Genomic DNA, 24,494 nt, shown 5'->3' on the forward strand with positions numbered 1-24,494 from the left:
GGAGGATTACCCAAGTCCGGCTGAAGGGAACGGTCTTGAAAACCGTCAGGCGTGTAAAAGCGTGCGTGGGTTCGAATCCCACATCCTCCTTATAATTAACGCGGGATGGAGCAGCTAGGTAGCTCGTCGGGCTCATAACCCGAAGGTCGTAGGTTCAAATCCTGCTCCCGCAATATGGCTCGGTAGCTCAGTTGGTAGAGCAATGGATTGAAGCTCCATGTGTCGGCGGTTCGATTCCGTCTCGCGCCATTTGTTTATATTTTGGAAGGGTAGCGAAGAGGCTAAACGCGGCGGACTGTAAATCCGCTCCTTCGGGTTCGGGGGTTCGAATCCCTCCCCTTCCATAGTTACGGGCATAGTTTAAAGGTAGAACTAAGGTCTCCAAAACCTTCAGTGTGGGTTCAATTCCTACTGCCCGTGTTAGTAAAGTGGCGAATGTGGTGAAGTGGTTAACACATCAGATTGTGGCTCTGACATTCGGGGGTTCGATTCCCCTCATTCGCCTATATTTTTGGGGTATAGCCAAGCGGTAAGGCAAGGGACTTTGACTCCCTCATGCGTTGGTTCGAATCCAGCTACCCCAGTTATACTTTGCCGGCGTGGCGGAATTGGCAGACGCGCTGGACTCAAAATCCAGTGTCCGCAAGGACGTGCCGGTTCGACCCCGGCCGCCGGTATAAGTTACACTCCTTAAGGAGTGTTTTTTTGTCTATAGGAGTTTATTTTTTATGTCTGATAAATTTCAGCTTCTCTTAAAACAAATTCGTTTTCCTGAGGATCACGATGCTTTTAAAGAAATTAAAGATGGTTCTATTGAAACAGTAAAGCTATTTAAATCAAAACGCCAATGGTTCTTTGTTTTTTCTTTTCCTAGTGTTCTGTCTTATGAGTCTTTTGCTCTTTTTGATAGTTTACTTCACTCTTCTTTTAATTCTTTAGGTGCTAAAGCTTCTTTTGAGATTCGTTTAGTTTCTACTGCTTGCGATGATTCTTTACTTGGAGATTACTTTTCATATGCTTTAGATAGTTTAAAAGTGTCACACTTTTCTACTTATTCTTTATTCTCAAATCTAAAGGTTGAGATTTCGAATAATAGTATTTTTGTTAAGGCTCCAGAGCATATTATAAAGGAAAATTTACAAGATAGATTTATTTCTTTGATATCTAAATCTCTTTCTCAAGTTGGTTTATCTGATGTATCCATTTCTGTTGTCGAAGATAAGGAAGCTTCATCTTCTTTAGAAGAGGCTTACCAAACAAATAAGGTTTCTTTACAAGAACAAGCTGAGTCTCAAGCAAGACAAGCGCTTCAATCTATTCTTGAAAGTGCCCCAGCACCGAAACCTGTGACCGAACCATCACAAAATTTTGCTGAGAAACAAAGTCAACGTCAAGCTAGTTTTGATAAGGCTGAAATAACGCCAATGGTTGATATTAATTCTGAAGAGAATCGTGTTGTTTTTGAAGGATATATTTTTGATGTAGAGCAACGTGAAACTAAGACGGGTCGAATTATTATTAATTTCAAGGTAACTGATTATACCTCTAGTTTTGCTATGCAACGATGGGTCAAAGATAGTGATGAGCTTGCTAAGTTCGATATGATAAAAAAGGGGAACTGGGTAAGGGTTCGTGGCCGTATCGAGAATAATCCTTTCACTCATAGTCTGACTATGAATGTGCAAGATATTAAAGAAATTTCACATACTCCTCGTAAGGATTTGATGCCTGAGGGACAAAAGCGTGTAGAATTTCATGCGCATACCAACATGTCTACTATGGATGCAATGCCAACTGTTGAAGATCTTATTGATACTGCTGCCTCTTGGGGACACCCAGCAGTTGCTATAACAGATCATGCTAATGTTCAGAGCTTTCCTCATGGCTACCATAGGGCTAAGAAAGCTGGGATTAAGGCTATTTTTGGTCTTGAAGCCAATCTTGTTGAGGATAAAGTTCCTATTGTTTATAATTCTGAGGATTTGGAATTAAAAGAAGCAACTTATGTTGTATTTGACGTTGAGACAACGGGCTTGTCTGCTGTTCATAATGATTTGATTCAGATTGCGGCATCAAAAATGCATAAAGGTAATATTATTGAGCAATTTGATGAATTCATAGATCCAGGACATCCTCTTTCTGCATTTACTACTGAGTTGACCGGTATTACTGATAATCATGTTAAGGGTGCTAAACCTTTAGTGCAAGTTTTACAGGAGTTTCAAGAATTCTGTCAAGGAACTGTTCTAGTGGCCCATAATGCGACCTTTGACGTTGGTTTTATGAATGCCAATTACGAAAGACATCAGTTACCAACAATTTCACAACCGGTTATTGATACTTTAGAATTTGCACGAAATCTTTATCCTGAGTATAAGCGTCATGGTTTGGGTCCTTTGACGAAGCGGTTTGGTGTGGCTTTGGATCATCACCATATGGCCAATTATGATGCGGAAGCTACGGGTCGTTTGTTGTTTATCTTCATAAAAGATGTGTTTGATAAGCACGGTTTGACTAATCTGGAACAGTTGAACACGGAGTTGGTTTCTGAAGATTCGTATAAAAAATCTCGTGTCAAACATGCAACTCTATATGTTCAGAATCAAACTGGCTTGAAGAATATCTTTAAGTTGGTAAGTCTATCAAATGTCTCATACTTTGAGGGAGTAGCACGTATTCCTCGTACGGTCTTAGATGAGTATCGTGAGGGAATTATTGTAGGTTCTGCTTGTGCTGATGGTGAGGTTTTTGATACGCTTCTGTCTCACGGTATTGACAAGGCGGTTGAAGTTGCCAAATATTATGACTTTATTGAAGTTATGCCACCGGCAATTTATGCTCCCTTGATTGCAAAGGATTTAATCAAGGATGAGGCGGCTATAGAACAACTGATTAGAGATTTGATTGAAGTCGCTAATCGTCTGGACAAGTCTGTGCTGGCTACAGGAAATGTACACTATATCAACCCTGAGGATGCCATTTATCGTGAAATCATTGTTCGCGCTTTGGGACAAGGAGCCATGATTAATAGGCCAATTGGTAAGGGAGAAAATGCGAAACCTGCTCCTTTACCTGAAGCTCATTTTAGGACAACTAACGAGATGCTAGACGACTTTGCCTTTTTAGGAAAAGACTTAGCCTATGAAATTGTTGTAACTAATACGCAGGCTATGGCAGATCAAATTGAAGAGGTTGAGGTTGTCAAAAAAGACTTGTACACACCTTTCATTGATCGAGCGGAAGAACAGGTTGCGGAGATGACATATGCTAGAGCGTTTGAGCTCTATGGTAATCCTTTACCTGATATTATTGACCTGCGAATTGAGAAAGAGTTGTCTTCAATTCTTGGTAATGGTTTTGCCGTAATCTACCTGGCTTCGCAGATGCTAGTTAACCGTTCAAATGAACGTGGCTACCTAGTTGGTTCGCGTGGATCTGTCGGATCTAGTTTTGTTGCGACGATGATTGGAATTACTGAGGTCAATCCGATGCCACCTCATTATCTATGTCCTAATTGTCAACACTCAGAGTTTATTACAGATGGTTCCTATGGATCTGGCTTCGATTTGCCTGATAAGGAATGTTCAGAATGTGGAACGGAGTATAAAAAAGATGGTCAGGATATTCCTTTCGAGACCTTCCTAGGTTTTGATGGGGATAAGGTACCTGATATCGATTTGAACTTTTCCGGAGATGATCAGCCATCAGCCCACTTGGACGTTCGTGATATTTTTGGAGAACAATATGCTTTTCGTGCCGGAACAGTAGGAACTGTTGCAGATCGGACTGCTTATGGTTTTGTTAAAGGTTACGAACGTGATTACAATAAGTTTTACCGTGATGCCGAGGTCGATCGTTTAGCCATGGGGGCTGCGGGTGTTAAGCGAAACACTGGTCAGCACCCGGGTGGTATTGTTGTTATTCCAAATTATATGGATGTCTATGATTTCACACCTGTTCAATATCCGGCTGATGATGTAACGGCTGCCTGGCAGACGACTCACTTTAACTTCCACGATATTGATGAGAACGTGTTGAAGCTTGATATTCTGGGACATGATGATCCGACTATGATTCGTAAGTTGCAGGATTTATCAGGAATTGATCCAAAAGATATTCGAGCAGATGATCCAGATGTAATGAAACTTTTTTCAGGGACTGATATTTTAGGAGTAACACCTGAACAGATTGGGACACCAACGGGAATGTTGGGAATCCCTGAGTTTGGGACTAACTTTGTTCGTGGTATGGTCGACGAGACGCATCCGACGACCTTTGCGGAACTCTTACAGTTATCTGGTTTGTCCCACGGAACAGACGTTTGGTTAGGTAATGCACAAGATTTGATTAAGGAAGGTATCGCCACTCTGAAAACAGTTATCGGTTGTCGTGATGATATCATGGTATACTTAATGCATGCGGGATTAGATCCTAAGATGGCCTTCACAATCATGGAACGTGTGCGTAAGGGGATGTGGTTGAAGATTTCCGAAGAAGAGCGTAATGGCTATATTCAAGCTATGCGTGAAAATAATGTTCCAGACTGGTATATTGAATCTTGTGGTAAAATCAAGTACATGTTCCCTAAAGCCCATGCGGCAGCCTACGTTATGATGGCCCTACGTGTAGCTTATTTCAAAGTGCACCATCCTATTTATTACTATTGTGCCTATTTCTCAATTCGAGCTAAAGCATTTGAGCTTAAGACGATGTCTGCGGGTCTTGATGCTGTTAAAGCTCGAATGGAAGATATTAAGGAGAAACGCCAACGAAATGAAGCGACTAATGTTGAAAATGACTTATTTACGACGCTTGAAATTGTCAATGAAATGTTAGAACGTGGCTTTACCTTTGGTCAGTTGGATCTTTATAAGAGTCAGGCAACTGAATTTCTGATTGAAGGAGATACTTTGATTCCACCGTTTATTGCACTTGAAGGTTTGGGTGAGAACGTTGCTAAGCAAGTGGTTGCTGCGCGTGAGGAAGGTGAATTCCTTTCCAAGACAGAATTGCGTAAACGAGGAGGTCTATCATCTACCTTGGTTGAAAAATTGGATGAAATGGGAATCCTAGGAAATATGCCAGAAGATAATCAATTAAGTCTTTTTGATGATTTCTTTTAATAGCTAAAGAGAATCGTCATCAACTTTGAGAGAATGGAGTCAGTCTCTGTTCTCTTTTTGTTTAGGGGGCTGCATGAGATGCTAAAAAGCCAAAGCTGAGAGGAAACCTTTTTCTTCGTCTTATGGTATACTGATAGAAAATTATAGTTTCAAGGAGTTAATTATGGTTTTACCAAATTTTAAAGAAAATCTTGAGAAATATGCTAGATTACTGGTTGCTAATGGGATTAATGTACAACCTGGTCACACAGTGGCCTTGAGCATTGATGTAGAACAAGCAGAGCTAGCTCATCTCTTAGTTAAAGAAGCCTATGCTCTAGGAGCAGCTGAGGTAATCGTTCAATGGTCAGATGATATTATTAATCGCGAGCGCTTCTTGCATGCTGATATGGACCGCATCGAAGAGGTTCCTGCTTATAAAAAAGCTGAGATGGAATATTTGTTGGCCAAGAAGGCAAGTCGCTTAGGCGTTCGTTCATCAGATCCAGGTGCCCTTAATGGTGTAGCTCCGGAACGTTTATCTGCTCATGCTAAAGCTACTGGAGTGGCCTTTAAACCTATGCAGGTGGCAACTCAGTCTAATAAGGTTAGTTGGACTGTAGCTGCTGCAGCTGGTAAGGAATGGGCTAAGAAGGTCTTTCCTGATGCTTCGAGTGATGAGGAAGCTGTAGATTTACTTTGGGATCAAATTTTCAAGACCTGTCGTGTTTATGAAGAGGATCCTGTACGTGCCTGGAAGGAACATGCTGACCGTTTGGATGCTAAAGCACGCCTACTCAATGAGGCACAATTCTCAGCCTTACACTACCAAGCACCTGGAACAGATTTGACTCTAGGATTGCCTAAAAACCATGTTTGGGAGTCTGCAGGTGCCATTAATGCGCAAGGTGAAGGTTTCCTTCCTAATATGCCAACAGAAGAGGTCTTTACGGCACCAGATTTTCATCGTGCAGATGGTTATGTCTCAAGCACAAAGCCTCTAAGCTACAATGGTAATATTATTGAGGGAATCAAGGTAACCTTCAAAGATGGTGAAATTGTAGATATCACAGCGGATCAAGGTGATGAAGTGATGAAGAATCTCGTCTTCAACAATAATGGAGCGCGTGCTCTAGGTGAATGTGCTTTGGTTCCAGATCCAAGTCCGATTTCACAGTCAGGCATCACTTTCTTTAACACTCTTTTTGATGAGAATGCATCCAACCACCTAGCTATTGGAGCAGCCTATGCTACTAGTGTTAAGGGAGGGGCAGACATGACAGAAGAGGAGCTTAAGGAAGCTGGACTTAATCGTTCTGATGTACACGTAGACTTTATGATTGGTTCAAATCAAATGGATATTGATGGTATCCGCCAAGATGGTAGTCGTGTACCGATCTTCCGAAATGGGGATTGGGTAATCTAAGTATGATGGAGAATTTATCATGATTGGAAGTATGATAGTTGGTTTTCTAATTGGCCTTATTGCCTCTGCTATATCAAATAGGGGTGAACATATGGGCTGTATTGGTAAGACCTTTGTTGGATGGCTAGGTGCTTTTGTTGGTCAGCTTCTTTTTGGAAATTGGGGACCGATGCTAGCAGATACTGCTATCGTTCCTTCAGTACTAGGTGCTGTTATCTTATTAGCCCTTTTTTGGAATCGTAATAGTTAGAAATGAAAGAGTTCTGAGGTATTGGTTAGATATCTAAGGACTCTTTTTTCTTATTTTTTCATTTTCATATACCACTTTTAGAAAAACTGTGGTAGAGTAATAAAAACAGCATCTATTTGGAAAGGACTAGAAATGAGTGACTTAGATAAAAACATGGCTGTAAAAAGTATGGTAGTTATGCGTAAGGCTTTTCGTACCATCGATGCCAAGGTTTCTGAGACCTTTAAAGAATTTAATTTGACACCAACTCAATTTGGTGTCATGGACGTGCTTAATGCCAAAGGACGTATGAAGATTGGCGAATTAATTGACCGCATGCTTGCCACCTCCGGGAATATGACTGTTGTCATTAAAAATATGGAGAAAAAAGGTTGGTTGACGCGAGAAGCCTGCCAAACAGATAAGCGTGCTTTCGAGGTTGATTTGACGGATGAGGGCCGTCGTATTATTCAAGCAGCAATCCCGCCACATCAGCGAGCTATTGAGGAGACTTTTTCCGTTCTGACACCTGAAGAGCAGGCACAGTTGGTAGAGCTCCTGAAAAAATTTAAGAATGTCTGAGCATATTTCTTTATATTTCTAATGGAATTATATATATTACTATGTAGTAGTAAATATTAATTATTAGAAATACAAAGGAAACGCATCATGAAAAACATTCTATTTATCGTTGGATCTCTTCGCAAGGGATCATTTAACCACCAATTAGCAGAAGAAGCTGAGAAAATGCTAGCTGGTAAAGCTAATGTTTCTTATCTTGACTATAGTCAAGTACCTGTTTTTAATCAGGATTTAGAAAGTCCGGTTCTTCCAGTTTTGGCAGAAGTTCGAGAACAGGTCTTGGCAGCAGACGCAATTTGGATTTTTTCACCGGTTTATAATTTCTCAATTCCTGGGCCAGTGAAAAATTTGCTTGACTGGTTGAGCCGTGCCCTTGACCTATCAGATCCTTCAGGGCCATCAGCTCTTCAAGATAAGATTGTAACCGTGTCATCAGTTGCTAATGGTGGTCACAATCAACTTTTTGATGCCTACAAAGACTTGTTACCATTTATCCGTACCCAAGTGGTCGGTGATTTTACAGCGACACGTGTAAATGATACAGCCTGGGCGGATGGGAAATTCCTAGCGACTGAAGAAGTTCTTGAAAGCCTTCAGAATCAAGCGGAATCTTTGATTGAAGCGATTAAATAAGAATAATGAATACCCGAGGTTTCTAGCTTCGGGTATTTTTATACCTTGAATTGTCAAATTAAGTGCATACTTTCCCCATAGAATACTTCATAAGGTGTTTTCCAGTTAAGACATTTTCGTGGCCTATTATTAAGTTTGTTCTCCCATAGCTGAATAGTCTGATCATCAACCAATGTTAGATCACTACCCTTTGGAAAATATTCTCTAAGTAATCCATTCGTGTTCTCATTGGTTCCTCGTTGCCATGGAGCATGAGGGTCAGGAAAATAGACTTCAATGTTCAATTGATCACTCAATTTCTGATGATACGTGAATTCTTTCCCTCTATCAGGAGTTACTGTATACTTCGTCAAGGGTTCTAACATTTTTACCATAGCTTCTATTACCAACTTGCTTTTCTTAACAGCTACCTTTTTGATTTTTAGAAAACGAGAATAACGGTCTGTTAGAGTAACTAAACAAGCTTTTCCAGTTTTACCTGCAACAGTATCGGCTTCCCAATCTCCTATTCTAGTTCGATTATTAGCTTCTTCTGGTCTTTCGTGAATTGTATGAGAAATGGATATTTTCCCTCTATTTTCAACATGACCTTTAGTATGACGTGTTTTCCCACGATGACGAAGTTTACGAATGACACCACGAGCACCATGAGATAATGAGTTATCCTCAAAATGTCCTCGGTAAATGGCTCTATAGATTGTTTGATAACTAATAACAGTTTTTCCGTACTCTAATTGCAACCGACCTTCTATTTCTTCAGGAGACCATTGGTAATCGAGAAATAGATGTTTGACGGTATTGCTTAAATTGTGATCTATTTCAAGCATACGTTTTCGTCCACAGTGTGATTTAGCCATATGGTAAGATTCCTGTGCATGATTTGGAGAATAAGCTCCTGATTTTGTATGGCGCTTCCACTCACGACTAATACTAGATGGATGACGATGAAGTAACTTAGCAATTTGAGAAAAATTTAGGCCTTGCGTACGGTAAATGAGAATACTTTCACGCTCGTCTATGGTAAAATGATGGTAGCTCATAAGATTTCCTTTCGTAACTAGTTCGTTCAATTCTATTTTACTAGAAAATCTTATGAGTTTTTATTGTGCACTTATATTGTATATTCAAGATGCAATAATGAAAAAAAGACACCCTAAGGTGTCTTCGTATTATAAAGGCGGTAGACGGATTTGAACCGACGATCAAGCTTTTGCAGAGCCGTGCCTTACCACTTGGCTATACCGCCATAACAAATACCATTCTATCGAAAAAAAAAAGATTCGTCAAGTCTCTTTCATCAAATTGACTGGTTGATTATTCAAACTGCCTATTTACAAGAAACATAAAGAGGTTGAAAGACATTCAACCTCTTCATATTAATTATAACTGTTGTAGATTGATTACTAACATGTTAGTGTTGATTATTGTCTAATCAAGTAATCAAAGGCTCCAATAGCAGCTGTAGCACCAGACCCCATGGAGATAATGATTTGCTTGTAGGCGCTATCTGTACAGTCACCTGCAGCAAAAATACCAGGGATATTTGTTGAACCAAATTTATCAACGATAATTTCTTGGCGCTCATTGAGTTCAATGCCACTATCTTTGAGCCAAGCAGTACTTGGTACAAGACCAATTTGAACAAAGACACCTTCAAGATCAAGATGTTTTTCTGCGTTTGTATCACGCTCAACGTAATTCAAACCAGTTACATGATCTTGACCAACAATTTCTTTGGTTGCAACGTTCTTAAGAATGGTTAGATTATCAGTTTTAGCAGCTCGTTCTTGTAAGACTTGATCTGCCTTTAATTCAGGTAAGAACTCTAAGACCGTAACATGTTTAGTAATGCCTGCTAAATCTAAAGCCGCTTCCAAACCTGAGTTACCACCACCGATAACTGCAACATTCTTTCCTTCAAATAGAGGACCATCACAGTGTGGGCAGTAAGTAACCCCTTTATTGCGGAATTCTTCCTCGCCAGGAACGTTGATATTACGCCATTTGGCTCCGAGAGCTAGGATAGCAGTTTTGGATTTTAAAACGGCACCGTTAGCCAGTGTCACTTCAATGAGTTCTTTTTTCTCAATGCCAGTAGCTAATTGACTTTTGATGATATCAACATCATAAGATTTCGTATGCTCTTCAACTTGGGCCATTAACTTAGGACCTTCTGTATATAGCGTACCAATCATGTTCTCAATGCCGACTGTCTCGATAACTTGTCCACCAAAGGTTTCTGCTAAAAGACCAGTTTTTAAACCTTTACGGGCAGCATAGATGGCCGCACTGTTTCCAGCAGGACCACCACCAATAACCAAAACATCATAGACACCTTTATCAGCGAAGGCATCAGCATCAAGTGGTCCGTCCAATTTTTCTACAAGCTGTTCAATGGTTGCGCGACCAGATGTAAATTCTTCTTGGTCTTTGTAAACCGTAGGAACAGACATGATACCTTTAGCTTTGACCTCATCCTGATACATCCCACCTTCAATCATGGTGTGAGTGATATTTGGGTTCAAAACAGCCATTATATTAAAGGCTTGAACAACGTCTGGACAATTGTGACATGTTAATGAAACATAAGTCTCTAAATCGATGGGTTTATCAATCTTCTTGATACGTTCGATAGTGTCCTCATCAACTTTAGGTGGACGACCAGAAACTTGCAAGAGAGCTAAAATGAAAGATGTGAATTCGTGGCCCATTGGTAAGCCTGAGAAAATAACACGACTTTTTTGCCCTTTTTGTGCAATACCAAAACTAGGTTGACGTTTTAAATGTGTTGATTCAAGACTAATACGGTCAGACATAGCGGCAATCTCGTCTAGAAATTCTTTTACTTTTCGAGAATTATCGTCATCCCCTAAGTCTGTTTGTAATACAATATCAGATTCTAGTAAATTTAAATATTGTGCTAATTGCGTCTTGATTTCTTTATCTAAGACCATGGATACCCCCTGGTTGTTAAATTTTACCTACAAGATCTAAGCTAGGAGTAAGTGTTTCAGCTCCTTCTTTCCATTTGGCTGGACAAACTTCACCTGGATGTTGGCGAATATATTGAGCAGCACGGACTTTATCAATAAGAGTGCTTGCATCACGTCCAATACCATCAGCGTTAATTTCCATCATTTGGATAACGCCATCTGGATCAATGATGAATGTACCACGTTGTGCGAGACCATCTTCCCCAAGAACATCAAAGCCTTGTGAGATGTGGTGTGAAGGATCTCCAATCATAGGGTAAGTAATAGTTCCAACAACATCTGAGTCATCATGCCAAGCTTTGTGAACAAAGTGAGTGTCAGTAGAGACAGAGTAAACCTCTACACCAAGAGATTTAAGAGCTTCATATTGTTCTTGAAGGTCACCGAGTTCAGTTGGGCAGACAAATGAGAAATCTGCAGGGTAGAAGCAGAAAACAGCCCATTTTCCCTTAACATCTTCATCTGTAACAGTCATGAATTCCCCGTTGTGGTAAGCTTGTGCTGAAAATTCAATAATTTCTTTTCCGACTAATGACAAAATAATGTCCTCCTCTATTTTTGATAGCCTAATTATAAACAAAATACTTATCAACCTCAAAGAAAACGATTGCAATTTTAATACGGGTGAATTTTTTCTAATGGTCAGACTGATTTTAGAGCTTGTCAAATGTCACTTTTTTTGATAAACTACTATAGTTGCGTAAAGTGACAAATACTCATTCTAAGCCGATTGTGGTCTTGTTGCCGCAGGGTGGGACTGCAAGTCTAAAGCTTAGAAGAGGAAAAAACAATTTTTAAGGAGAAATACTCATGGCAGTAATTTCAATGAAACAACTTCTTGAGGCTGGTGTTCACTTCGGTCACCAAACTCGTCGCTGGAATCCTAAGATGGCTAAGTACATCTTCACAGAACGTAACGGAATCCACGTTATCGACTTGCAACAAACTGTAAAAATGGCTGATACAGCTTACGAATTCGTTCGTGAAGCAGCAGCTAACGATGCAGTAATCTTGTTCGTTGGTACTAAAAAACAAGCAGCTGAAGCAGTAGCTGAAGAAGCAACTCGTGCTGGTCAATACTACATCAACCACCGTTGGTTGGGTGGTACTCTTACAAACTGGGATACTATCCAAAAACGTATCGCTCGTTTGAAAGAAATCAAACAAATGGAAGCTGATGGAACTTTCGAAGTTCTTCCTAAGAAAGAAGTTGCACTTCTTAACAAACAACGTGCACGTCTTGAAAAATTCTTGGGTGGTATCGAAGATATGCCTCGCATTCCAGATGTAATCTACATCGTTGACCCACACAAAGAACAAATCGCTGTTAAAGAAGCTAAAAAACTTGGTATCCCAGTTGTAGCGATGGTTGATACAAACGCTGATCCAGATGAGATTGATGTAATCATCCCAGCTAACGATGACGCTATCCGTGCCGTTAAATTGATCACTTCAAAAATGGCTGATGCTATCATCGAAGGTAACCAAGGTGAAGATGCTTCTGCAGATTTCCAAGAAGCAGCTGCAGCTGATTCAATCGAAGAAATCGTTGAAGTTGTCGAAGGTGACAACAACTAATCTTTAAGATTGGTTTGGGCTCGATGCCCACTAAAGATACGACAAACACCTAAGGGGCGGGGCTCAGCCCTGCCCCTTAGTTTGATAAAATAAATTTGGAGAAAAACAAAATGGCAGAAATTACAGCTAAACTTGTTAAAGAATTGCGTGAAAAATCTGGTGCTGGTGTCATGGACGCTAAAAAAGCATTGGTTGAAGTTGAAGGTGATATCGAAAAAGCGATTGAATTGCTTCGCGAAAAAGGTATGGCTAAAGCAGCTAAGAAAGCTGACCGTGTTGCAGCTGAAGGTTTGACTGGTGTTTACGTTAACGGTAACGTTGCAGCAGTTGTTGAAGTTAATGCTGAAACTGACTTCGTTGCGAAGAACGCTCAATTCGTTGAGTTGGTAAACGAAACAGCTAAAGTAATTGCTGAAGGTAAACCAGCTAACAACGAAGAAGCACTTGCATTGACTATGCCTTCAGGTGAAACTCTTGAAGCTGCATACGTAACTGCTACAGCTACTATCGGTGAAAAGATTTCATTCCGTCGTTTTGCAGTTGTTGAGAAAACTGATGCACAACACTTCGGAGCTTACCAACACAACGGTGGACGTATCGGTGTTGTTTCAGTTATCGAAGGTGGAGATGATGCTCTTGCAAAACAAATCTCAATGCACATCGCAGCGATGAAACCAACTGTTCTTTCATACACTGAATTGGACGAACAATTTGTCAAAGATGAATTGGCACAACTTAACCACGCTATCGATCAAGATAACGAAAGCCGTGCTATGGTTAACAAACCAGCTCTTCCACACCTTAAATATGGTTCTAAAGCTCAATTGACTGATGCTGTTCTTGCTCAAGCTGAAGAAGATATCAAAGCTGAGTTGGCTGCTGAAGGTAAACCAGAAAAAATCTGGGATAAAATTATCCCAGGTAAAATGGACCGCTTCTTGCTTGACAACACTAAAGTTGACCAAGCATACACACTTCTTGCTCAAGTTTACATCATGGACGACAGCAAAACAGTTGAAGCTTACCTTGAATCAGTAAACGCTTCAGTAGTAGAATTCGTTCGCTTTGAAGTTGGTGAAGGTATCGAAAAAGCATCTAACGACTTTGAATCAGAAGTTGCAGCTACAATGGCAGCAGCGCTTAACAACTAATTCTAGTTGCTAGATAAAAAGAAAAGAAGTTACGTGAATGAATCGTAACTTCTTTTTTGTTGCTATTAAAAAACGTCTGAGCATGCCCCAGACGTTGAAAAAGTAATTAATGAGCGAAGGTATTTACACCAAGTAGAAGAGAGAGTGTTCCCATGATGATACCTGCAAGGATAACCCCAAGCATAACAGCAATAACACTACGTTTAAAGTCCCAATCTAGGATAGATGCTGCTAGGGTACCAGTCCAAGCTCCTGTTCCTGGAAGCGGAATTCCCACAAAAAGTAGAAGGGCCCAGAAGATTCCCTTATCTCCGGCAGCTTTTTCAAGTTTTTGGCCCCCACTGTGACCTTTTTTAAGACACCAGGTAAAGAAGCCACCAATTAGAGGTTTGTCTGCCCCCCATTCGAGAACACGGCGGGCGAAGAAAAAGATAATTGGAACTGGAATCATGTTCCCAATGACACAAAGAATTAGGGCTTGCCACCAAGGAATACCTGAGGCGATAGCGACAGGTACGGCTCCACGGAGCTCAACTAAAGGAATCATAGAGATTAAGAGTGCAATGATGTATTTCATGAGTAACCTTTCATAGGGAAATAAAATAAGAGATAAGACTCAAAGTGAGATGAGCTTTATCAAGAGTGATAAGACTAGTACTACTGCGAAAGTGCTAAAAAGTACTTGTTGGATTAGGTGGGTTTCAGCCTGTTAAAGTGGATAGAAAATTTGAATCAAACACCTTAAGTTACCTAATATTCCAGTCTTATTTATTGTATCTTATATGGTCTCTAATGACAACTTTAAAAAGCTTTTTGAAGGTATAGTTTCCCATGAGCTGACATTTTTGGTATAATAATAGTCAGTTATAGTCAAATTAGACTGGAGGAATTAAGATGGCAAGAAATACATCAGATAGTATAGAAGAATATATTAAAGAATTGCTGGGCCAGTCTGGAATTGCTGAGATTCAACGCTCGAACTTAGCAGATACTTTTCAAGTTGTACCGAGTCAGATTAACTATGTTATTAAGACTCGTTTTACAGAAAGTCGTGGTTATATTGTTGAGAGTAAACGTGGAGGTGGCGGTTATATTCGTATCGTCAAGGTCAGATTCTCCGACAAGCACCACATGATTAATGATTTGCTTCAGAACTTGGCAGATCAGCTCAGCGAGCAGGTATTTACAGACTTGATTCAGTTGCTTTTTGATGAAAAAATCATCACTGAACGTGAGGGAAATTTGATTTTAGCAACTGCTAGTGATGATGTTTTAGGCGAAGATGCGGCTGCTATTCGTTCGCGTATTCTACGCTCGCTATTACTTAGATTGGATAGAAAAGGAAATTAGATGACGACATATTCAAGAAAAATGCAGGCCATTTTCCATCGTGCTCAGCTTGAGGCAGAGCGTTTTGGAAGTCCTTTCTTGGAGACTTGGCATGTGCTTCTGGCTATGGTTGAGGTTCCAGGATCTGTAGCCTACCTAACATTTACTGATTTTGAGGACCGTATTCGTGCGGAAGAGATTGAGACAGCCGCTGTACTAGCGATGGAGAAAAGTCCAAAAGACTTGTCTGAATCCGATATTATCGATTTACGTGCACAGTCACATGCTTTAGAGGTTATGTTGCAAGAGGCAGAGGGAATTGCTAGTGTGACTGGTGCTGTAGAGGTAGGGTCTGAACATGTATTGATGGCCTTCCTTCTTCATAAGGATTTGATGGTTTGTCGTCTCCTTGAAGTTGCTGGTTTTCAATATAAGGATGACAGCGATAAGCCTCGTATTATCGATTTACGACGTTCTTTGGAGCGTTACGCAGGTCTTAGTAAGCAAGATTTGAAGGCCATTCATGACCTTCGTAAGCCTAAAAAATCAAAGGCATCAGGAAATTTTGCTAATATGATGCAGCCTCCTCAATCTTCTACTGGGGAACTGTCAGATTATACCAAGGACTTAACGGCAGTAGCCGAGTCAGGTGCTCTTGATCCTGTTATTGGACGTGAGAAAGAAATTTCACGCATGATTCAGGTTTTGAGTCGTAAAACGAAGAATAACCCAGTTCTTGTGGGTGAAGCAGGTGTTGGTAAGACGGCACTTGCGCTTGGCTTAGCACAGCGTATTGCTTCAGGCGAAGTACCTTTTGAGTTGGCTGATATGCGTATCTTAGAGCTTGATATGATGAGTGTGGTTGCAGGAACACGTTTCCGTGGCGATTTCGAAGAACGTATGAATCAGATCATTGATGAGATTGAAGCTGATGGAAAAATCATTCTTTTTATTGACGAATTGCATACGATTATTGGTTCTGGTTCAGGTATTGATAGCACCTTAGATGCGGCGAATATTTTGAAACCCGCTCTAGCACGTGGAACTCTTCATATGGTTGGAGCAACTACTCAAGCTGAGTACCAGAAGCATATTGAGAAAGATGCAGCTCTTTCTCGCCGTTTTGCTAAGATTACAATTGAGGAGCCAAGTGTACCTGAGGCGATTGATATTCTAAAAGGCCTACGTTCGTCTTATGAAGACTATCATCGTGTAACGATTACTGATGAGGCGGTTGAGACAGCAGTCAAGGCAGCCCACCGTTATTTGACGAGTAAAAACTTGCCTGACTCTGCCATTGATCTTTTAGATGAAGCGAGTGCAACTGTTCAAGGTCGTATCAAAAAAGAAGCCAAACGTGAGATAACGCCTTTGGATGAAGCGCTTCTATCTGGTGATATGAAGGCTGCTGTTAAACAATATAAAGCTAGCCAAAAAGCAAAATTACCAGAACCTGCCTTGGTAGATGCAGATCAGATTATGCAAACCCTTAGTCGTCTATCAGGTATTCCTGTTGAGAAGATGACTCAGGCAGATAGCAAGCGTTACTTGAATCTGGAAGCAGAGCTTCATAAACGTGTTATTGGTCAAGACGAAGCAGTTTCAGCGATTAGTCGTGCTATTCGTCGTAACCAGTCAGGTATTCGTACTGGAAAACGTCCGATTGGTTCCTTCATGTTCCTTGGACCTACTGGTGTTGGTAAGACAGAGTTGGCCAAGGCTTTGGCGGAAGTTCTCTTTGATGATGAGTCAGCTTTGCTTCGCTTTGACATGTCAGAATACATGGAAAAATTTGCGGCTAGCCGCCTTAATGGTGCTCCTCCAGGTTATGTTGGATATGATGAGGGTGGTGAATTAACAGAGAAAGTTCGCAATAAGCCTTACTCAGTTCTCCTCTTTGACGAGGTGGAAAAGGCTCACCCAGATATTTTCAACATCCTCTTACAGGTTTTGGATGATGGTGTCTTGACGGATAGTCGAGGTCGTAAAGTCGATTTCTCAAATACCATTATCATTATGACTTCGAACTTGGGAGCGACTGCTCTTCGTGATGATAAGACTATTGGATTTGGTGCCCAAGACATTTCTCATAATCACCAAGCAATGCAGTCACGTATCATGGAAGAACTTAAGAAGGCCTACCGTCCAGAGTTTATCAACCGTATTGATGAGAAGGTTGTCTTCCATAGTCTAGAGGAAGAGCAACTTCGTGAGATTGTCAAGATTATGATGAAACCGTTGGTATCAGCTTTGGCTGAAAAAGGGATTGACTTGAAATTCCAACCAGCTGCTCTCAAGCATTTAGCTAAAGATGGCTATGATGTTGAGATGGGTGCTCGTCCATTACGTCGCACGATTCAAACTCAAGTGGAGGACAAGTTATCTGAGCTCTTACTAGGTGGTCAAGTAGTTAGTGGACAAACTCTTAAAATCGGCTGCTCGAAAGATAAATTAACCTTTACAGTAGTGTAAAAATCAAACAAAAAGACAGATTACAGGTGTAGTCTGTCTTTTTTTGTGTCAATAGGAGTCAAGATAGAGTCAATCTTTCTGTAAAGATGGGGTAAAAGAAAAAGCCGAGCAAAGCTCGACTGTAATAATTAGAGTTTTTCGTTGACAAAGTTGACAAAGTGATTCCACCAGACCTTGAGGAAGAAGCTTTTCTTAACTTCTTTACCAGCAACCAGTTCCATGCTAGGCATACCTTGGTTAGGCAAGTAACCTTCTCCTACAAGTGACTTATCTTCAAAGGTAGCAGTTCCAACCTTGTCACTTGAGTTGACAGGGGCTTGGACTTGATTTGTAGTAACTTTAATATGTTTACTATTGTTAGCATCTATTTTTTGGATGATATTAAAGTCAGACTTAGCAACAGCAGTGACTTGCTTAGATTTCCCATCAAGGACAGGGGCTTGGCTTTTACCGATGGCTTGTCCTTTTTTGGCAATGGTCTTGCTTTCCCAATGATAGACTACGTAATTAAGTAGGTCATTGGTTGCAGTGAAACGGGCGTAGTCATCAGTATCGGTATTATCAGCATTCAAAATGACTGTGATAATGCTCATGCCACTTTCATTTGAGTGGGCCACGAAGGAAGCACCGGCTAAATCAGTGGTCCCTGTTTTTAGGCCATCCACTCCTTTACGGTAACTAGGTTGTCCCTTGAGCATATAGTTGAAGGTTTTGAGTTTGTTGACACCATCAAAATCAGCTTCAGTTTTTTTAGTGATATCGAGAATTTCAGGATATTCTTTCACTACGTGTTGTGCAATGATAGCAACATCTTTAGCACTCATGGTATTTTCTTCGTCTGATTTAGAGCCTGGATAGATATTGTCACCTAAGTAAGAATTATTGAGACCAGAGGCATTGACAATCTTGGCATCAGTGATACCCCAATCTTTAAGTTGGGCTTTCATCATGTCGACAAACTTACTTTCGGTTCCTCCGATTTCCTCGGCTAGAGCAATAGATGCACTGTTGGCACTGGAAATAAGAGTTGCGTCAAGAAGTTGTTTGACAGTGTATTTGCGGGCGTCTAGTGGAATATTAGATACTCCGGTACTGACAGTTAGTTCAAAGGGGTAGTCAGAAATGTCAACTTTGCTGTTCCACTTGAGGTCTCCCTGATCTACCGCTTTATAAACCATATAGGCTGTTAGAAGCTTGGTAATAGAGCCAATCCCCGTAGAGGTGGTTGCATCTTTTTCGTATAAAATTTTGCCAGTATTAGCTTCGACAGCGATGGCATGTTTGGCTGCGGCATTATATCCTTTTTTCTTATCTGTTGCAAAAGCAGGGGCTACGCTACCCAGACAGAGTAAGAAGGTCATCATAAGCGTAATCAGTTTTTTCATGGTTTGTTCCTTCATGTGTTTTGGATATTTATTATACCACATTTTGAGAGGAACTTAAGGTGTTGAGAAGGAGCTTTTACTTACAAGAATAATTTTTAAAGCAAGATAAAACTACCTTTTGATATCTAAAAGGTAGTTTTGTGTTTACTTGTTTCCTGTAAAGAAATTAACGATATGGTTCCACCAAACTTTTAAGAAGAAACTTTTCTTGATAGATTGGTTAGCTGTTACAGAAATTTGAGGTGGATCAGAGATGTAACCTGTTCCAACGAGATCCTTATCATCAAAGGTCGCTGTTCCAATAGTGTCACCTTTTTTGATAGGGGCTGTTATAGTTTTTGCTTTGATTTTAACAGCATCATTTTTGCTGTTTATTTTTTGAACGACTGTAAGGTCTGACTCGAGTTTAGCAGAGATGGTTTGACTGTCTCCATCGGCTACCTTAATATCATTTTTCTTGACGATTTGTCCCTTGGTGTTGAGGGTTTTGATTTTCCAGTTTTGAGTCACATAATCTAGCAACTCATTTGTGGCCGTGAATCTGGCTGCTTCATCTTCTCCGCCATTGTCCGCATTCATAACAACGGTAATTAAACTCATGCCATTTTCATTGGCGTGGGCTACAAAGGATGCCCCTGCAAGTTCAGTTGTTCCAGTCTTGAGTCCATCAACGCCTTCACGGTAGTTGTCTTGCCCCTCCAACATGTAGTTGTGCGTCGTTAATTTGTTGTCACCTTCGAAATCAGTTTCGGTTTGCTTGGTGATTTCAAGTACCTGAGGATAGTCTTTGATGAGGTGGTCTGCAATAATGGCAACATCTAGAGCGCTCATAGTATTTTCGTCATCTGCTTTAGAGCCAGGATAGCGGTTATCCCCAAGGTATTTATTGTTTAGGCCAGAAGCGTTAAATAATTTAGCATCTGTAATGCCCCATTCTTTAAGTTGGGCTGTCATAGTGTCAACAAAGGCACTCTCTGATCCTGAGATTTTTTCAGCTAGAGCAATAGCAGCACTGTTAGCGCTGGAAATGAGGGTGGCATCCAGGAGCTGTTTAACAGTGTATTTTCGGGAATCTAGTGGGACATTTGAAACTTCTGAATCAACGGTTAAGTTGAAAGGATAGTCTGAAATATCTACTTCAGTGTCCCAGGTAATTTTTCCTTGGTCAACTGCTTTATAGACCATGTAGGCTGTTAGGATTTTAGTCATTGAAGCCACACCATCAGGAGTAGTGGCGTCCTTTTCATAGAGGACTTTCCCAGTAGTTGCTTCGATAGCAATCGCATGTTTAGCAGAAACATTGAAGTTATCTGTCTGTTCTTGTGCTAGAGCAGGTGTTACTAGGCCTAGTAAGATTAAGGCAATCATAATGATGTGTTGTAATTTTTTCATAGTCATTCCTTTGTCTCTCATAAGTGTTTATTATATCACAAAACGACTTAAATATCTGAGAGAAAGGGAGACTTGGGCGCTAACTTATGCCGGAGCTCTGCCATTTTTGACTATATTATGGTAAAATGAAAGTTATATCAAATGAATGACATAAAGTTGACCGGTTCGTTTTTTTAAGGGCTGGTCATGGATAAAAAGAGGGATCAAACATGGCTAAACAAACTTTTGAGATGACCTTTGCAGGACGCCCGCTTGTCGTTGAAGTTGGGCAGGTAGCCAAGCAGGCTAATGGTGCTGTCGTCGTGCGTTATGGAGATACAACTGTATTATCAACAGCTGTTATGTCTAAAAAGATGGCAACTGCAGATTTCTTTCCTTTACAGGTTAATTATGAGGAAAAAATGTATGCAGCTGGTAAGTTCCCGGGTGGCTTTAATAAGCGTGAGGGTCGTCCTTCAACAGATGCCACTTTGACTGCTCGCCTTATTGACCGTCCTATTCGTCCTATGTTTGCGGAGGGCTTTCGTAACGAAGTTCAAGTCATTAACACCGTCCTCTCTTATGATGAGAATGCTAGTGCTCCGATGGCGGCTATGTTTGGGAGTTCTTTAGCTCTTTCTATCTCTGATATTCCTTTCAATGGTCCGATTGCTGGGGTTCAAGTGGCCTATGCTGCAGAAGATTTCATCATCAACCCAAGTGCAGCGGATAAGGAAGTTTCACTTTTAGATTTGACAGTGGCAGGTACCAAGGAAGCTATCAATATGGTAGAGTCAGGTGCCCAGGAATTGTCTGAGGATATTATGTTGCAAGCACTCTTGAAGGGACATGAGGCTATTCAAGAGTTGGTTGATTTCCAAAATTATATCGTTGCAGCTGTTGGCAAGGAAAAGGCTGAGGTTGAACTTCTACAAGTTGATGCTGATTTGAAAGTCGAAATCGAAACAGCTTATTATGATCAATTAGCTAAGGCTGTTCAGGTGGAAGAAAAACTGGCGCGTGAAGCAGCAACCCAGGCTGTAAAAGAAGAGGTCCTCGCTTCTTATCAAGAACGCTTTGCGGAAGATGAGGATAAGGAAACTATTCTGCGTGATGTAGCAGAAATCCTTGAGCAGATGGAACATGCTGAAGTGCGTCGTTTGATTACAGAAGACAAGGTTCGTCCAGATGGTCGTCGTGTGGATGAAATCCGTCCTTTGGACGCAGAGATTGACTTTCTTCCTAAGGTTCATGGTTCAGGTCTCTTTACACGTGGTCAAACTCAAGCCTTGTCAGTTTTGACTTTGGCACCTATGAGTGATACACAACTTGTTGATGGTTTGGATCCAGAGTATAAGAAACGTTTCCTTCACCACTATAATTTTCCTCAGTATTCAGTGGGTGAGACAGGGCGTTATGGTGCACCAGGTCGACGTGAAATTGGTCACGGAGCCTTGGGTGAACGTGCCCTTGCTCAGGTTCTCCCAAGTGTTGAAGAGTTCCCTTATGCGATCCGTTTGGTAGCCGAAGTCTTGGAGTCAAATGGTTCTTCATCACAAGCTTCTATTTGTGCAGGAACCTTGGCGCTTATGGCTGGTGGTGTACCGATTAAGGCACCTGTTGCAGGTATTGCCATGGGACTTATCTCAGATGGTACTAACTACACTGTCCTAACTGATATTCAAGGTTTGGAAGATCATTTTGGAGGTATGGACTTTAAGGTAGCTGGTACACGTCAAGGAATTACAGCTCTTCAGATGGATATTAAGATTTCGGGTATTACACCGGCCATTCTCGAAGAGGCTTTGGTTCAGGCAAAGGTAGCTCGTTTTGAAATTCTTGATGTTATTGAGTCAGCAATCGCTGAGCCACGTCCAGAATTGGCACCAACAGCACCTAAGATTGACAGTATTCAGATTCCTGTTGACAAGATCAAGGTTGTCATCGGTAAAGGTGGCGAAACTATTGACAAGATTATCGCTGAGACTGGTGTCACTATTGATATTGATGAAGAAGGTCTTGTTCAGATTTTCTCTAGTGATCAGGATGCCATTAACCGTGCTAAAACTATCATCTCTGATCTTGTACGTGAAGCTAAGGTTGGAGAAGTTTACACTGTACCCGTTGTGCGTATTGAAAAGTTCGGTGCCTTCGTCCACCTTTTCAATAAGACAGATGCTCTCATCCACATCTCAGAACTAGCTTGGGAACGTACTGAGCATGTCGAAGATGTGGTTAAAGTTGGGGGTACGGTAACTGTTAAGATTATCAAAATCGATGAAAAAGGACGTATCGATGCCTCAATCAAGGCCTTGCTTCCTAAGCCTGAAAAACTTGAGGAAGGGGAAAAGGGAGGAGAGCAGCGACATCGCCGTCGTTCTCGTCATAAACCACGCCACCATAATGAAAGTGGTGAAACACCGAAAAATCCTGATAAATCAGAAACGAAAGAACAGACAGAAGAATGACAGAAAATCAAGAATTGCAAGCTTTTGATGAAACTCTAAAAGAATTTTTAAAGGAACCAGACCACTTTTTGACTAGTCTGGCTTTGGTTAATCACCTACAACGTACTCCCGTCTTGGCTGCCCAAGACCTCTACGCAGTTGAAGTGGAAGGAAAGAAGGTTGTTCCTGTCTTCACCAATGAACAGGACCTACAATCTTTCAAAGCTACTCAAGAGAGTGCTCGAGAACAAACTTGGGTAGAACGTTCGAGCTTAGGTGTTTTAACACAACTTGTTCAGGCAGAGCTTTTTGGTCTTGCTTTCAATTTAAAAGAGGATGGTGATTTCTCGAATACCACTCTTTTTGCAAGCAGTGAACTCATCCAGTTTATCAACTATTTCACTCAGACCCTTAATAATCTTTTGGGTGAGGAAAATCAAAAGGCAGCTCCTAAAGATAAGATTTATCTTGTTCCAGCCTTCATTCACAAACGCGAGGAAGATGGCCAGGATGACCGTTTCTTTGCGACCATGTCGAATGCAGAGGGACAAAGTTATGTGCCTGTGTTTACGAACTTAACGAGCTTTGCAAAATGGTACGGTAACGAGACTTTTGGTCTACCTTTCCGTAAGGCTAAAGGGACGATTTTACAGTGGCCACTGTCAGAAATTTACCAGCCTTCAACAGGTGAAAATGAGTTGGATAAGGTTCAAGGTATTGTCATCAATCCGTTTGATGAGCAGCCTGAGTTAGTCGACTGGTCTTATTTTGAAGGGGATAGCGAGTAGACCTAGTGTTGGTAGCTTTCCACTTTAAATAATAATAGGGCCACAGCAAACAATAATAACAATAATGATGTAAGGAGTGACCTAAATGGGTTGGTGGAAAGAAAGTATTGATATAGTAAAGAAAAATGACCCGGCAGCTCGGACGAGTCTAGAGGTTCTTTTAACCTACCCTGGCTTAAAAGCCTTGGCTGCTCATCGTATCTCACATTTTCTCTGGCGCCACCATTGTCGACTCTTAGCGCGTATGCATAGTCAGTTTTGGCGCTTTTGGACTCAAATTGAGATTCACCCAGGGGCTCAGATTGCTGAAGGTGTCTTCATTGACCATGGCTCTGGCCTTGTTATTGGTGAGACAGCTGTTGTGGAGAAGGGTGCTATGCTTTACCACGGTGTCACTTTAGGTGGTACTGGTAAAGATGTGGGAAAACGTCACCCAACTGTTCGTGAGGGTGCCTTGGTTTCAGCTCATGCTCAGGTCATAGGCCCTATTGAGATTGGAAAGAATGCTAAGGTCGGTGCGGCAGCTGTGGTTGTTGCGGATGTCCCAGAAGATGTTACAGTCGTTGGTGTTCCTGCTAAGGTTGTGCGTGTTCATGGTCAAAAGGATGAAGAAGTTATCCACGATATTGAAGAAGGTCGTGAATACTATAGCGAAAAGCTAGAAGACCTTCTAAAAGCAGCTAGCTTTCATTCATCACGTCTATAAGGAAAGGAAACGATGAAACTCTTTAGTTCAAAGGTGACTCGATTGACGGTTGTGGGTCCTCTTGCTCTTGTTTACATTGCTTTACATAGAGCAGACTATAGTATGGCCGCCTTATGGTTTTGCATTGCTCTGTTATGGGCCGGTCTTGTTTTTAAGCAACGACACAAGTGAGATTTGAGTAATGAAAAAATTCTTCAAGGACAATCCTTTTTTGGTCTTCTATATAGTTGGGAGTTTTCTTTCAGCTATGTCTCTCTTAGCTCAAGGTCAGCTAGATGCGGCTATTTGGATTATCATTCTCG

Annotated in this window: 18 protein-coding genes and 9 tRNA genes; 20 read left to right on the plus strand and 7 right to left on the minus strand. The window is 41.1% G+C overall.

Annotation, left to right across the window (positions count from 1 at the left end):
* The 13 genes from V471_RS03210 to V471_RS03270 all read left to right on the plus strand — a co-directional run bounded on the left by V471_RS03210 (position 1) and on the right by V471_RS03270 (position 7,972).
* Positions 1–90, plus strand: a tRNA-Ser gene (locus V471_RS03210).
* A 9-nt stretch (positions 91–99) separates the two neighbouring features.
* Positions 100–173 (plus strand) — tRNA-Met (locus tag V471_RS03215).
* A gap of 3 nt (positions 174–176) precedes the next feature.
* A tRNA-Phe gene (locus V471_RS03220) sits at positions 177–249 on the plus strand.
* 14 nt (positions 250–263) lie between these two features.
* A tRNA-Tyr gene (locus V471_RS03225) sits at positions 264–344 on the plus strand.
* Between the two features lie 5 nt (positions 345–349).
* A tRNA-Trp gene (locus V471_RS03230) sits at positions 350–420 on the plus strand.
* Between the two features lie 11 nt (positions 421–431).
* Positions 432–504 (plus strand) — tRNA-His (locus tag V471_RS03235).
* Between the two features lie 8 nt (positions 505–512).
* Positions 513–584 (plus strand) — tRNA-Gln (locus V471_RS03240).
* A 9-nt stretch (positions 585–593) separates the two neighbouring features.
* Positions 594–677: transfer RNA gene (locus tag V471_RS03245), tRNA-Leu, on the plus strand.
* A gap of 51 nt (positions 678–728) precedes the next feature.
* A complete protein-coding gene (locus V471_RS03250) occupies positions 729–5,123 on the plus strand; it encodes a PolC-type DNA polymerase III (protein WP_049529005.1) in 4,395 nt (1,464 codons plus the stop codon).
* Between the two features lie 163 nt (positions 5,124–5,286).
* Positions 5,287–6,528 carry an aminopeptidase gene (locus V471_RS03255; RefSeq protein ID WP_013989920.1) on the plus strand — a complete coding sequence of 414 codons (1,242 nt, stop codon included), beginning with the start codon at positions 5,287–5,289 and terminating at the stop codon, positions 6,526–6,528.
* A gap of 19 nt (positions 6,529–6,547) precedes the next feature.
* Positions 6,548–6,778, plus strand: coding sequence for a GlsB/YeaQ/YmgE family stress response membrane protein (locus tag V471_RS03260; protein WP_002886331.1), 231 nt, complete (start codon positions 6,548–6,550; stop codon positions 6,776–6,778).
* A gap of 132 nt (positions 6,779–6,910) precedes the next feature.
* On the plus strand, positions 6,911–7,339 hold the full coding sequence (locus V471_RS03265; protein ID WP_002886332.1) for a MarR family winged helix-turn-helix transcriptional regulator: 429 nt from the start codon (positions 6,911–6,913) through the stop codon (positions 7,337–7,339).
* Positions 7,340–7,426: 87 nt separating this feature from the next.
* The gene (locus V471_RS03270) at positions 7,427–7,972 is read left to right on the plus strand and encodes an NAD(P)H-dependent oxidoreductase (protein WP_084871101.1); all 546 of its coding nucleotides are present in this window, start codon (positions 7,427–7,429) and stop codon (positions 7,970–7,972) included.
* A gap of 53 nt (positions 7,973–8,025) precedes the next feature.
* On the opposite strand, the gene V471_RS03275 is transcribed toward V471_RS03270, so the two are convergent.
* The 4 genes from V471_RS03275 to ahpC all read right to left on the minus strand — a co-directional run bounded on the left by V471_RS03275 (position 8,026) and on the right by ahpC (position 11,503).
* Positions 8,026–9,012 (minus strand): IS30 family transposase, encoded by a 987-nt coding sequence (locus tag V471_RS03275; protein WP_084871102.1) that lies wholly within the window; start codon positions 9,010–9,012, stop codon positions 8,026–8,028.
* 135 nt (positions 9,013–9,147) lie between these two features.
* Positions 9,148–9,218: transfer RNA gene (locus V471_RS03280), tRNA-Cys, on the minus strand.
* Between the two features lie 175 nt (positions 9,219–9,393).
* A complete protein-coding gene (gene ahpF / locus V471_RS03285; protein ID WP_004182171.1) occupies positions 9,394–10,926 on the minus strand; it encodes an alkyl hydroperoxide reductase subunit F in 1,533 nt (510 codons plus the stop codon).
* Between the two features lie 16 nt (positions 10,927–10,942).
* Complete coding sequence (gene ahpC, locus V471_RS03290; RefSeq protein WP_084871103.1) at positions 10,943–11,503, minus strand: alkyl hydroperoxide reductase subunit C; 561 nt, start codon at positions 11,501–11,503, stop codon at positions 10,943–10,945.
* A 272-nt stretch (positions 11,504–11,775) separates the two neighbouring features.
* Between ahpC and rpsB the strand changes: the two genes are divergently transcribed.
* A complete protein-coding gene (rpsB, locus tag V471_RS03295; protein WP_002886342.1) occupies positions 11,776–12,543 on the plus strand; it encodes a 30S ribosomal protein S2 in 768 nt (255 codons plus the stop codon).
* A gap of 110 nt (positions 12,544–12,653) precedes the next feature.
* Positions 12,654–13,694 (plus strand): translation elongation factor Ts, encoded by a 1,041-nt coding sequence (gene tsf / locus V471_RS03300; RefSeq protein WP_002886343.1) that lies wholly within the window; start codon positions 12,654–12,656, stop codon positions 13,692–13,694.
* A gap of 106 nt (positions 13,695–13,800) precedes the next feature.
* Here the strand turns inward: tsf and V471_RS03305 are convergent, their stop codons facing one another.
* The gene (locus V471_RS03305; RefSeq protein ID WP_002886344.1) at positions 13,801–14,271 is read right to left on the minus strand and encodes a COG2426 family protein; all 471 of its coding nucleotides are present in this window, start codon (positions 14,269–14,271) and stop codon (positions 13,801–13,803) included.
* Between the two features lie 317 nt (positions 14,272–14,588).
* On the opposite strand from V471_RS03305, the gene V471_RS03310 reads away from it, so the two are divergent.
* Complete coding sequence (locus V471_RS03310; protein ID WP_014633783.1) at positions 14,589–15,044, plus strand: CtsR family transcriptional regulator; 456 nt, start codon at positions 14,589–14,591, stop codon at positions 15,042–15,044.
* Positions 15,045–17,495 carry an ATP-dependent Clp protease ATP-binding subunit gene (locus V471_RS03315; RefSeq protein ID WP_070849930.1) on the plus strand — a complete coding sequence of 817 codons (2,451 nt, stop codon included), beginning with the start codon at positions 15,045–15,047 and terminating at the stop codon, positions 17,493–17,495. It begins immediately after the preceding gene.
* A gap of 128 nt (positions 17,496–17,623) precedes the next feature.
* On the opposite strand, the gene pbp3 (V471_RS03320) is transcribed toward V471_RS03315, so the two are convergent.
* Positions 17,624–18,880: a D-alanyl-D-alanine carboxypeptidase PBP3 gene (gene pbp3, locus V471_RS03320; protein ID WP_045768740.1), complete on the minus strand. Its 1,257-nt coding sequence runs from the start codon at positions 18,878–18,880 to the stop codon at positions 17,624–17,626.
* 144 nt (positions 18,881–19,024) lie between these two features.
* Positions 19,025–20,272 carry a D-alanyl-D-alanine carboxypeptidase PBP3 gene (gene pbp3, locus V471_RS03325; RefSeq protein WP_002886348.1) on the minus strand — a complete coding sequence of 416 codons (1,248 nt, stop codon included), beginning with the start codon at positions 20,270–20,272 and terminating at the stop codon, positions 19,025–19,027.
* Between the two features lie 209 nt (positions 20,273–20,481).
* Here pbp3 (V471_RS03325) and pnp point away from each other — a divergent pair, with 209 nt between their 5' ends.
* The 3 genes from pnp (at position 20,482) to cysE (ending at position 24,192) form a co-directional block, all read left to right on the plus strand.
* Entirely contained in the window at positions 20,482–22,719 is a 2,238-nt protein-coding gene (gene pnp / locus V471_RS03330) for a polyribonucleotide nucleotidyltransferase (RefSeq protein ID WP_084871104.1), read from the plus strand.
* The gene (locus tag V471_RS03335; protein ID WP_084871105.1) at positions 22,716–23,486 is read left to right on the plus strand and encodes an SseB family protein; all 771 of its coding nucleotides are present in this window, start codon (positions 22,716–22,718) and stop codon (positions 23,484–23,486) included. Before pnp ends, V471_RS03335 begins: the two co-directional genes overlap by 4 nt.
* An 85-nt stretch (positions 23,487–23,571) precedes the next feature.
* Positions 23,572–24,192: a serine O-acetyltransferase gene (gene cysE / locus V471_RS03340; protein WP_002886354.1), complete on the plus strand. Its 621-nt coding sequence runs from the start codon at positions 23,572–23,574 to the stop codon at positions 24,190–24,192.
* Positions 24,193–24,494 lie beyond the last annotated feature (302 nt).

Source organism: Streptococcus salivarius (assembly GCF_002094975.1).
In the GTDB taxonomy this organism is placed as follows: domain Bacteria; phylum Bacillota; class Bacilli; order Lactobacillales; family Streptococcaceae; genus Streptococcus; species Streptococcus salivarius_D.